The sequence below is a fragment of the Nocardiopsis protaetiae genome (assembly GCF_045446735.1).
Lineage (GTDB): Bacteria > Actinomycetota > Actinomycetes > Streptosporangiales > Streptosporangiaceae > Nocardiopsis > Nocardiopsis protaetiae.
On record NZ_JBJJBV010000223.1, the window covers coordinates 1 to 10,954 of the forward strand.

General features: G+C 75.0%; 11 protein-coding genes. 6 read left to right on the forward strand and 5 right to left on the reverse strand.

Annotation, left to right across the window (positions count from 1 at the left end):
- A partial coding sequence (locus ACJOT3_RS26395; RefSeq protein ID WP_406975809.1) for a LysR family transcriptional regulator occupies positions 1-853 on the forward strand: 853 nt, incomplete at its 5' end.
- Positions 854-1,278: 425 nt separating this feature from the next.
- On the opposite strand, the gene ACJOT3_RS26400 is transcribed toward ACJOT3_RS26395, so the two are convergent.
- Entirely contained in the window at positions 1,279-2,961 is a 1,683-nt protein-coding gene (locus tag ACJOT3_RS26400; RefSeq protein WP_406975810.1) for a thiamine pyrophosphate-dependent enzyme, read from the reverse strand.
- A 268-nt stretch (positions 2,962-3,229) separates the two neighbouring features.
- Here ACJOT3_RS26400 and ACJOT3_RS26405 point away from each other — a divergent pair, with 268 nt between their 5' ends.
- The gene (locus ACJOT3_RS26405; RefSeq protein WP_406975811.1) at positions 3,230-4,477 is read left to right on the forward strand and encodes an Nramp family divalent metal transporter; all 1,248 of its coding nucleotides are present in this window, start codon (positions 3,230-3,232) and stop codon (positions 4,475-4,477) included.
- Between the two features lie 64 nt (positions 4,478-4,541).
- On the opposite strand, the gene ACJOT3_RS26410 is transcribed toward ACJOT3_RS26405, so the two are convergent.
- From ACJOT3_RS26410 to ACJOT3_RS26420, 3 genes are all read right to left on the reverse strand, one after another.
- A complete protein-coding gene (locus tag ACJOT3_RS26410; protein ID WP_406975812.1) occupies positions 4,542-4,856 on the reverse strand; it encodes an AzlD domain-containing protein in 315 nt (104 codons plus the stop codon).
- Positions 4,853-5,602: an AzlC family ABC transporter permease gene (locus ACJOT3_RS26415; RefSeq protein ID WP_406975813.1), complete on the reverse strand. Its 750-nt coding sequence runs from the start codon at positions 5,600-5,602 to the stop codon at positions 4,853-4,855. The genes ACJOT3_RS26410 and ACJOT3_RS26415 overlap by 4 nt, the downstream gene beginning before the upstream one ends.
- A 222-nt stretch (positions 5,603-5,824) precedes the next feature.
- Complete coding sequence (locus tag ACJOT3_RS26420; RefSeq protein WP_406975814.1) at positions 5,825-6,685, reverse strand: AraC family transcriptional regulator; 861 nt, start codon at positions 6,683-6,685, stop codon at positions 5,825-5,827.
- A 56-nt stretch (positions 6,686-6,741) separates the two neighbouring features.
- Here ACJOT3_RS26420 and ACJOT3_RS26425 point away from each other — a divergent pair, with 56 nt between their 5' ends.
- The 3 genes from ACJOT3_RS26425 (at position 6,742) to ACJOT3_RS26435 (ending at position 8,565) form a co-directional block, all read left to right on the forward strand.
- Complete coding sequence (locus tag ACJOT3_RS26425; protein WP_406975815.1) at positions 6,742-7,179, forward strand: GNAT family N-acetyltransferase; 438 nt, start codon at positions 6,742-6,744, stop codon at positions 7,177-7,179.
- 178 nt (positions 7,180-7,357) lie between these two features.
- Positions 7,358-8,020, forward strand: a complete 663-nt coding sequence (locus tag ACJOT3_RS26430; protein ID WP_406975816.1) for a PaaI family thioesterase — start codon at positions 7,358-7,360, stop codon at positions 8,018-8,020.
- 248 nt (positions 8,021-8,268) lie between these two features.
- Positions 8,269-8,565 (forward strand): chorismate mutase, encoded by a 297-nt coding sequence (locus ACJOT3_RS26435; protein ID WP_406975817.1) that lies wholly within the window; start codon positions 8,269-8,271, stop codon positions 8,563-8,565.
- A gap of 9 nt (positions 8,566-8,574) precedes the next feature.
- Here ACJOT3_RS26435 and ACJOT3_RS26440 read toward each other — a convergent pair whose 3' ends face one another.
- Entirely contained in the window at positions 8,575-9,807 is a 1,233-nt protein-coding gene (locus ACJOT3_RS26440) for an endonuclease/exonuclease/phosphatase family protein (RefSeq protein ID WP_406975818.1), read from the reverse strand.
- Between the two features lie 64 nt (positions 9,808-9,871).
- On the opposite strand from ACJOT3_RS26440, the gene ACJOT3_RS26445 reads away from it, so the two are divergent.
- Complete coding sequence (locus tag ACJOT3_RS26445; RefSeq protein WP_406975819.1) at positions 9,872-10,717, forward strand: hypothetical protein; 846 nt, start codon at positions 9,872-9,874, stop codon at positions 10,715-10,717.
- Positions 10,718-10,954 lie beyond the last annotated feature (237 nt).

Sequence of the window (10,954 nt, forward strand, 5' to 3'; positions counted from 1 at the left end):
CGAGGCGCTGCACGTGACCAACTCCGCCGTCTCCCAGCAGCTCTCCAAACTCGAACGCGAGGTCGGCCAGCCCCTGGTCGAACGCAACGGCCGCGGGGTGCGCCTCACCGACGCCGCCGAACTCCTCGTCGAGCACGCCGCCCGCATCCTCTCCCTGGTCCAGCGCGCCGAGGCCGACCTGGAGGCCCACCGCGACCACGTCACCGGACACCTGCGCATCTCCGGCACCCCCACCGCCGTGCGCGGCATCCTGCCCCAGGCCCTCAACACCCTGCGCGAGGCCCACCCCCGGCTGCGCGTCGAGCTCTTCGAGGAGGAACCCCACGAGACCCTGCTGTCGATGGCCCGCGGCGAGGTGGACCTGTGCATGGTCATCGACTGGGTGGGCGCCCCGCTCGCCCTGCCCGAGGGCATGACCCGCGCGCCCCTGATGGAGGACATCGGCGACATCGCCCTGCCCGCCGACCACCCCCTCGCCCACCGGGAGATCCTCGCCATCGACGAGATCCTCGACCTGCCCTGGATCAGCTGGTCGCGCGGCTCCATCTGCAACGACTGGCTCTACGACATGATCCGCTCGCGCGGCGGCGAGCCCAACGTCATCCACAACGTGGAGGAGCACCAGACCAAGCTGGCGCTCATCGCCGCCGGGATCGGCGCCGCCGTCATGCCGCGGCTGGGCCGCGGCCCGCTCCCGGACGGGGTGCGGGTGGTGCCGGTGCAGCCCGCCCTGGTCCGCCAGGTGTACGCGTTCTGGCGCACCGACGCCTCCCGCCGCCCCGCCATCCGCGCCTGCGTCCGCGCCCTGCGCGAGGCGGCCGCCGCCTACGACACCCGCCCCGTCCCCGTCTGACCGCCGCCGACCGGTGACCGGCGTGGTCGCCCCGACCCCGGGCACACCGCTGGCCCGGGGTCGGCGGCCGCCTCCGATACACCCGCCCAGGGCGCACGCCGCCGCGCCGCCCGGCGCGCCTCCGGGCGGTCGGCCGCCGCTACGGGGAGCCCTGCCCCGGCGGCCGGGGACAGGCGGCCGACGCCGGGTCCCCACCTCGGCGCTTCGGCGCAGTTGCCGGGTGTGCCTGTCCCAAGCGCACGCCGCCGCGCCGCCTCGCGGCCACCGGGAGGTCGGCGACCGGTGGCCGCTGCCGGGCCTGCCTCGGCCGCACGCCGCATGAGCGGTCGGTGGTCGGGGGCGGCGGGTGTGCCCACCTCGGCGCTCGGCGCGGCAGCCGCCGCGGCCCGGGCCGCGGCGGCCTGGGTGGGGTCACCGGGGGTCGGTCAGCGGGGGGCCTCCAGGAGTTCGGTGAGGGTCGCGGCGGGGCTGATCACCTCCGGGTCCGTGCGCACGTCGACCAGGGTCGGCAGGTCGGCGGACACCGCCTCGCCCAGCACCTTGACCAGTTCCTCCCTGCTGTGCACGGTCTCCCCGCGCGCCCCCAGCGAGCGGGCGTAGCCCGCCAGGTCCAGCGGCCCGCCGATCCGTGTTCCGGCCAGGCGGCCGAGCTCGCGGGCCTGGTGCATGGCGATCGTGCCGTACAGCCCGTTCTGGAACACCACCACCGTGACGGCCGCGCCCTCGCGCACCGCCGTCTCCAGTTCCTGCCCGGTCATCAGCGCACCGCCGTCGCCCGCCACCGCCACCACCGTGCGCTCGGGCTCGGCCAGCTTGGCGGCCACCGCTGCCGGGACCGCGTACCCCATCGCCCCGCTGGTGGGCGCCAGCTGGGTGCGCGGATGCCGGAACCACCAGCCCCGGTGCAGGAACGACGCGAAGTTCCCGGCGTCGTTGGTGACCACCGCGTCCTCCGGCAGCGCCTCGCGCATCCCCGCGATCACCTGCCAGGGGTGCATCCCCGGCCCCTCGTGCGCCTGCGAGTCCAGCGGCACGGTCGCCGACTCCACCCAGGCCCGCCGGGCCGCGCTCCAGTCCCGGTAGGGGGCCTGGAACGGCGCCCCGGCCAGCTCGCGCAGCGCCTCGCCCGCGTCGGCCACCACCGACGCCCACAGGTCCACGTGCGACCCCGGCCGCCCCGGGTCGATGTCGATCCGCGCCACCCTGGCCCGCGCGGTGTCCGGCAGCCGGTACCCCTGGGTGGTGGTCTCGCTCAGCCGGCACCCCACCACCAGCACCGCGTCGGCCTCCGCCAGCGCGGTCAGCGTCGCGGGCGGCGCCCCCAGCCCCAGGTGGCCCAGGTAGAGCGCGTGGTCGTTGGGGAACACGTCCTGCCTGCGCCAGGCGGAGTACACCCCGGCGCCGAACCGCTCGGCCACCCGCACCAGGTCCTCCCGCGCGCCCCGGGCGCCCCCGCCCGCGACGACCACCGGCCGCACCGCCCGGGTCAGCCACGCCGCGAGCCGGTCGCGCTCGGCCTCCCCCAGCGGCGGCCGCGGCGGCTCCGGTGGTCGCGGCACGGCCGCCGACCCCACCACCTGTCCGAACAGGTCGCCGGGCACCGCGATGGACACCGGCCCCGGGCGACCCGAGCGGGCCACCCGCAGCGCCTCGGCGGTCACCTCGGCCAGCCGGTCGGCCCGGTGCACGGTGGTGGACCACTTGGTGATCGGCGCGTAGAACGCGGTGAGGTCCACCTCCTGGAACGCCTCCCGGCCCAGCCTCTCGGTCTCGGCCTGGCCCAGGAACACGATCATCGGCGTGGAGTCCTGGTGCGCGGTGTGCACCGCGACCGCCAGGTTGGCGGCCCCCGGCCCGCGGGTGGCCGCCGCCACCGCCGGGACCCCGGTGAGCTTGGCGTCGGCCTCGGCCATGAACCCGGCGCCGCCCTCGTGCCGGGTGGACACCAGGCGCATGTCGGGGTGGCGGTCGATCGCGTCGGCGAGTTCGAGGAAGCTCTCGCCCGGCACGGTGTAGCAGCGGCGGACGCCCGCGGCGGCCAGGACGTCGACCACCGCCTGCGCGGCGGTGCGGTCGGGGGGTGTGGAGCGGTGGTCGGCTGTGGCCATGGGGGTGGGATCCCTTCCATCGTCGCAAGGTCCACTCGGTGCGCCCGGGATCTGCCGGGCACCCGTCAACGACCTTTCCAGGCCCGGTGAAGCCGGGTCAAGGAGCACCCCGCGCACCTGTGGATAACCACCCCCGAACCGCCCCTGTGATCCGGGTCATAGAGATTGCGCCACGGAACGGTCACGGAAGGCATCGTCCCCCTTGCAATCCGTGTGCCCGGTTCTAGAGTGCAGCCAGTCCGATACGGTCCGCGACGGAAGGACACAGGTGGCCGCCACCGAACAGCGCAAGGCGACGTGGAAGCAGATCGGGCCCGGCATCGTCGTCGCGGCCACCGGCGTGGGCGCGGGCGACCTGGTCGCCACCCTCATCGCGGGCAACCTCTTCGGCTACACCCTGCTGTGGGCCACCATCGTGGGCTGCGTCGTCAAGATCTCCCTGGCCGAGGCGACCGGCCGCTGGCACCTGGCCACCGGCCGCACCATCTTCGACGGCTGGACCGGCCTGGGCCGCTGGACCTGGGTGTACTTCGGTATCTACGTGGTGATCTGGGGCTTCGTCTACGGCGCCAGCGCCATGTCCGCCTCGGCCCTGCCGCTGGCGGCCCTCTTCCCGCAGGTCCCCTTCAACGTCTGGGCGGTCCTGGCGGGCGTCTCCGGACTGGCCATCGTCTGGTTCAACCGGTACGCGATCTTCGAGAAGATCATGATGGTCTTCATCGGCGTCATGTTCGTGGTCGTCGTCGGCCTGGCTGTCTACGTCGGACCCAACGTCGGCGAGGCCGTCACCGGCCTGGTCCCGCTGCTGCCGGAGGGCTCGCTCTTCTACACCCTGGGCCTCATCGGCGGCGTCGGCGGCACCATTACCATGGCGGCCTACGGCTACTGGGTCAACGCCAAGGGCTGGCGCGACGCCGGGTGGATCCGCATGATGCGCGTCGACAACCGGGTCGCCTACATCACCACGGGCGTCTTCGTTGTCGCGATGCTCATCGTCGGCGCCGAACTCCTCTACGCCAGCGGCATCGCCCTGTCCTCGGGCGACCAGGGGCTGCTCGAACTCGGCGACGTCCTGCGCGACCGCTTCGGCGGGTTCGTCGCCACGATGTTCCTCATCGGGTTCTTCTCCGCCGCCTACTCCTCGATCATCGGCGTCTGGCACGGCGTCAGCCTGCTCTTCGCGGACTTCGTCGACCACGTGCGCGGGCGGACCGGCCTGGACCCGGCGGCCACCGAGAAGAGCCTGCCCTTCCGCGGCTACATGCTGTGGCTGACGTTCCCGCCCATGCTGCTCCTGCTGCTGGGCCGCCCTGTGCAGCTGATCATCGCCTACGGCGTGCTGGGCTCGTTCTTCATGCCGTTCCTGGCGTTCACGCTGATGTGGCTGCTCAACTCCTCCCGGACCCCGGCCGAGTGGCGCAACGGGTGGATCTCCAACACCGGCCTGAGCATCGCGGGCGGCCTGTTCCTGGTGCTGTGCGGGTACGAGCTCTACGGCTTCGTCACCGGGAGCTGAACCCGGGAAACGGGCCCGGCGCGGGTGCGGGGGCGGGGGCGGCCCGGCCGCCCCCGCACCGCGTTCACAGGCCCAGGGCCCGCAGCCCGGCGGTGACCGCCGCCGCGGCCAGCACCACCACCAGGAACGGGGCGCGCAGCGCCAGCGCCGCCACCGCCGCGCCCAGCCCGCCCATCCGGGCGGTGTCCCAGGCCAGCGCCTGGCCCTCGCCGCGGAACGCCTCCACCGCGATCAGCGCCGCCAGCAGCGCCAGCGGCACCGCCATGGCGAACCGGCGCAGCCACACGTTGTCCAGCAGGCGCCGCGGCGCCGCCAGCCCGGCCAGCTTGAGCAGGTAGCACCCGATCGCCGTGGCGACCAGCACGATCCACAGCGTCATGAGCGCACCGCCTCGTCGTCGCTGCCGGACTCCCCGGCGGCCCCGCCGGTCCCATCGGTCCCAGGGTTCTCGGCGGCGGACTCCGCCGGTCCGGCCACCGACATCTCCGGGCCCACCAGGGCGATCAGCGCCGCCGACGCGGCCAGCAGCACCGGCACCCCCGCCGGCAGCAGCGGCGTGGCCGCCAGCGCCAGCCCCGCCCCCAGCCCGGAGATCAGCCAGGTGCGGGCACCGCCCTCGCGCAGCCGCGGCCACAGCAGCGCCAGGAAGATCGCCGGTCCCACCGCGTCCAGGCCCAGCGCGCCGATGTCGCTCACCCGTTCCGTGGCCAGCGCCCCCACCAGCGTCGTGGCCACCCACGACGTCCCCAGCACCACATAGGTCGTTGTGAACGCCAGCCGGGCCGAGGCCCGGTCCGGCTGGGCCAGGGTCACCGCCGTCGTCTCGTCGATGACCCCGTGCGCGGCCACCGCGCGCCGGAACCCGCCCCGCCAGCCCAGGACGTCGGCCAGCCGCAGGCCGTACAGGGTGTTGCGGGCGCCCAGCAGCAGGGCGCCCAGCGCCCCGGCCACCAGGTTGCCGCCCCCGGCGACCACGCCGATCAGCGCGAACTGGGAGGCGCCGGTGAACATGAACATGCTGGTGAACACGGCCTGCGCCGGGGACAGCCCGGCGGTGACGGCGGCGGTGCCGAACGCCAGGCCGGCGGCGCCCACGGCGACGCCGATCCCGAGGCTGTCGCGCACCGCGGGAGAACGGAGAAGGGATATGGCTTTCACGTTCGCCCACGCTAGGAGCCGGGCCCGGCACCCGTCTTGTACGTTCTTGCACCCGCCTCAGCGGCCGCCGGCATCCGTGTCAGCGTCTGCTCAGCGGGCTGTCAACGCCCGCGGGTACGTGCCCATCGGCACACCCGGCCGACACGCTCCCGCCTGTCAGCAGCCCATCAGCGGCTTATCAGCGGTCTGTCAGTGCCCGCCGGCCAGCGCCCTCCGGTACGCGCCCGGCGGCACCCCCAGGTGGCGGCGGAAGTGCCGGTTCAGGTGCGCCTGGTCGGTGAACCCCACCTCGACGGCCACCTCCGACGGCGCCCGCCCGGCCGCCAGCAGCTCCCGGGCGCGGCCCACCCGCAGCTGGTTGAGGTAGGCGTGCGGGGGCAGCCCGTAGGCCGCCGAGAACGCCCGGGACAGGGCGAACGGCCCCAACCCCACCTCCGCGGCCAGCTCCTCCAGGGTCGGCGCGTCGGTCAGCCGGGACGCCAGGACCTCCCGGGCCCGGGCCGTCTCGGGCCGGGCCGCGCGGGCGCGGACCTGCGGGGCGCGTTCGCGGCCGTGGGAGCGCAGCAGCGCCGCGATCCCGCGCCGCACCAGCGAGGAGGACGCCAGCCGGTCGCCGCGTTCGGCCGCCAGGTGCGCGGCGTGCAGCAGCCGGGACGCCTCGGGCGCGTCGATCCCCGACTCGGTGAACGCCGGGGTGCCCCGCAGCCCCAGCTCCCGGGCGATGCCGACCACCACCTCCGGCTCCGGGTAGAACACCCGGTACGTCCAGCCCTCGGGGACCCCCGCGTGCCCGGTGTGCACCTCGTCCGGGCCGACCACCGCCAGCCCGCCCGGGCCCACCCGCGAGGTGCCGCCGGGGTGGGCGTACTCCTCGATGCCGCCGGTGATGATCCCGAACGTGTACGTGGGGTGGGTGTGCCGGGTGAAGTTGGTGGTGACGAACCGGGCGGTGAGCATCTCGGTGTCCGGCAGCCCGGAGAAACGCCAGTAGCGCGCGCGTTCGGTGCGCGGATCGTCGACGACGGGGTGGACCGTGCTGGGCATGCCCATACGCCCAGGTTAATGCTCGTTCCTCCGCGGTGCCGCTCCGGTATTACGCTGCGCTCATGACCACGACCGAGATCAGGCAGGCGCGCGACGACCACGACCGCGCCGCAGTGTTCGTCATCCGGGGCGCCGTGTTCGTCGCCGAGCAGAAGGTGCCCATCGCCGAGGAGTGGGACGACCGCGACCCGGCCGCCCTCCACCTCATCGCCCTCGTCGACGGGGTGCCCGCGGGCACCGTCCGCGTGGTGGAGCAGGACGGGGGAGCGGGCCTGCTCGGGCGCATGGCCGTGCTGCCCGAGCAGCGCGGCACCGGCCTGGGCGCCGCCCTGGTGCGGGCCGCCGAGGACGCGGCCCGCGAACGCGGGCTCGCCGCCATGGAGCTGCACGCCCAGACCCACGCCCTGGGCTTCTACGAGCGGCTCGGCTACACCGCGCACGGGGAAGAGTTCCTGGACGCGGGGATCCCGCACCGTCACATGGTCCGCGACCTGGGCTGACGCCCCACCCGCGGGCCTGTCCGGGGTCCGGGCGGACGGCCGCGGGTGCTCCCCGTCCCCCGCCGGTGTGACGGGGAGCGCACGCCCGGCCGCGGGGCGACCGGAATACGACCGAGTAGGATTCGGTTTCGGATGGTGCCCCCACCACCAGCCCACACGCCGACCCGACGAGGAACACATGACGGTCAACACGCAGCCGGCCACCGAACGCCCCGACCCCCGAGCCTTCGGCCTTCCCGTGGTGGAGCAGTCCGACATCCCCGCCGAGCTGCGCACCCTCGTGAGCCGCGTGCACGCCCTCATCGACACCGTCGCCAACACCGAGGCCGACCCCGACACCCTCGCCGCGGCCTCCGCCGCCGTCGAGGAGGTCACCGACCGCCTCGCCCTCGCCCCGCGCCGCCAGATCGGCACCATGGTCCGCCGCGAGCTCCCCGACGGCGACAGCGAGTTCGGCACCATCACCAACATCGTCGCCGGGGACACCAACCCGGCCGCCCCGCCCCTGTCCCTGGTCCCCACCGCCGACGGGGTGTACGGCGAGGTCACCCTCGACACCGTCTACCAGGGCCCGCCCGGGCTGGTCCACGGTGGCTGGATCGCCGCCCTCCTGGACCAGGCCGTCGGCACCGCCTCCTCCCTGGCCACCTCGCCCGGCCTCACCGCCAAGCTGGAGGTGAACTACCGCAGGCCCACCCCGCTGTTCAACCCGCTGGAGATCACCGCCGAGGTGGAGCGCACCGAGCGGCGCAAGGTCTACGTCAACGGCCGCATCCGCGTCAACGGCGAGGTCACCGCCGAGGCCACGGCCATCATGGTCCGCGTCGAGGCCCCGGAGTAGCCGGGACCGGGCAGGGGGCGTGCGCTCCCGCCGCGGACACGCTACGATCACGGACATGACCCACCGCTATTTCGTGTTTAGCGAGCCGACGCTCCCGTCGGCCGCCGACACGTAGGCGGAAACGGGAACGTCGGCAACAGAGCACTCGGGCCTCGCGGCCCCGGTGCTCTTTCGCTTTCCAGGCGGCCGACACCCCCCGCGCGGGACCCCGTTCGGCCGCATGCACCCACCGCGACCGGAGGCCCACCGTGCCCGACCAGACGACCACCACCAGTGAGATCGCCCGCCTGCGCGAACACATCGACGCCATGGACGCCCGCCTCGCCGAACTCCTGGAGCAGCGCGCCCTCGTCGCCGCCCGGGTCCAGCGGCTCAAGCCCGTCGGCTACTTCGCCGGGCGCGACATGGACCGCGAACGCCGCCTCGTCGAGCGCATGGCCGAGCACGCGCCCCGGCTGGGCGCCGACCGCCTCGCCGCGATCATGGACAGCGTCATCACCGCGGGCCTGGCCGCCGCCGAGGAGGAGGCCGCCCGCGGCCGGTGACGCCGGCGGTCAGCGCGACACGTCCACCCACACCAGACGGTGGTCCGAGGCCGGGAACGGGCGGCCCGCGCCGGTGAGCCGCACCAGCGGGTCGTCCAGGGCGGGCCAGAACACGCCCCGGTCACCGACCCCCAGGTCCCGCGACGGCAGCACGTAGTCCACCCGCAGGTGCCCCGGCCGGGTGTCCTCCGCGAACGCCTCCCCGTGCCCGGGGGCGCCCGCCGCGCTCCCGGCCCGGCCACGGCCGCCCTGGGAGTGGGGGAGCGGGTCCACCACCCGGGGGTGGCCCAGCAGGCGGCCGATCGCCCCGGGCAGGGACGCGCCGTCCCGGGGGTCGGCGTTGAGGTCCCCGGCCACCACGAACGGCGCCGCCGGGTCCAGGCCGCCCGCGACCCCGGCGTCGTCGCGGATGTAGCCGTCCGCGCCGGGGGTCAGGTAGTCCGCCCAGAACCGGATCTCGTCGTGGTTGCGCAGCACGTTGCGGCGCTCGCGGCCGTCGAACGCGGGCGGCGTCGGATGCGAGGCCAGCAGGTGCACCGGGCGGTCCCATCCGACGTCCACCGGCAGGTCCCAGTGGCTCTTGGACGACAGCCGCGCCGCCGCCCACGCCTCCGGCGACAGGAACGGCTCCCCGCCGCCCGGGACCACGGGGGCCAGCGCCCCGGGCATCGCCGCCCGCGGCAGCAGCCGGAACGTGCGCGCCCGCGCCGCGACCAGGGGGTACCGGGACAGCACCGCCATCCCGTACTGGCCGGGGAACCGGCCGAACCCGAACGCGTCCCCGGCGTAGGCGTCGCTCCCGGGCCTGGTCACCACCCGGCCGTCACCGTTGAGGTCCGCGCCCGAGGCCACCCCGGTGTTCACCGGAGCGGTGTAGGTGTACGGGTACTCCACGCCCGCGGCGCCGTTCCACCCGCGCTCCAGGTACTTGCGGGCGAACAGCTCCAGCGCCCGGCCCGACGGGTCGTGGTCGAACTCGTTCACCAGCAGCACGTCGGGGCGCACCCGCTGCACGGTCTCGGCGACCGCGCGCGCCTTCCCCCACTCGCCGCCCGCCAGCGCCGACAGCATCGCCCCGGGCCGCTGCCGCGACAGGGCCGCGTTGAATGTCGCGAACCGCACCGACCCCTCCGGCACGGGCGGCGGCACCGACGGGGACACCGGGGCGGCCGGGTCCCGGACGGGCGCGTCCTCGGCGGCCAGGACCAGGGTGGCGGTGGAAGCGAGCGGGTGAGATTGCACCGGTCCATCCTCCCACCGGGAAAAACCCTTGCGCGGGGCGGCCCGGTCCGGCTTTCCTCGGGGCATGCCCGAACCCAACCTCCCCTTCCGCTGGGACGTGGAACACGACCGCGTCGGCTCCCTCGCCGAACCCGCGGACCCGAACCGGTCCTACGTCGACGCCCTCACCGAGTGCGCCGCCAAGGTGCTGGCCCGCGGCGGCGACCGCGACCTGTACTTCGTGGGGCGTTCCCCGGACAGCGTGTACGACCTGCTGCGGGGTGTCCTGGCCGACACCCCGCACAGCGACCGGATCCACCGGCTGCCGCTGTCCTTGTACGGGTACGACGGCCAGGGCTTCGACCCGGCCGAGCTCGCCCAGCTGCGCGCCAACCTCACCGCCCAGGGCATCACCCCGGCCCGGCTGGCGGGCGGCGGCCGGGCCGTCGCCTTCTGCGACCTGGTCAACGAGGGCGGCACCTTCGAGAACCTGCACCGCGAGCTGCGCGCCTGGATCGCCGACGACCGCACCGACTGGAACCGCGTCCGCGGCCGCGTCGGCTACCTGGGCATCGTCGCGCGCGAGAAGACCAGCCCCAACACCTGGCGCTGGCAGCAGCACGCCCCCTGGGTGCGGGAACTGCCGCCGCGCGCGGTGCGCAACGTGTCGGTGCCCGCCTGGCTGTGGGGGTACCTGGGCAACGTGCAGCCCAAGACGGAGCCGTCGTTCCGGCGCACCCGCTGGGCCGACCCGGAGGTCGCCCGCCCGGGCCGCGACGAGAAGACCCGCGCCGCCCTCTCCCACACCCTCGCCCTGTACGAGCGTGGGCGCACCGCGGAGGTCCGCACCCGCTTCCGCGAGGTCCTCGCCGCCGAGCCCGCGTTCCGGGACCCCTGGCTGCGCACTCTTGCCCACGCCGTCCGTCCCTGACGGGCGGGTGCGTGGCCGCCCCCGCCCCAGGGGGTGACGGCGGCAGGAGGCCTTCGGCCCTGGCCGGTGGGTGGGTGCACGCATGTTCTGTTAACGCTGTGGGGTGCGGGGGTGGTCTGTTCGGGGCCGCGGCCCCGACGGGCGTGCGGGGAACGGTTCCTCCGGCTCCGGGGGGTTGCCCACCTGACCTGGGGCCCTTGGCCCCAGCCCGGCCCCTCCTGGAGCCCTCGGCCACGG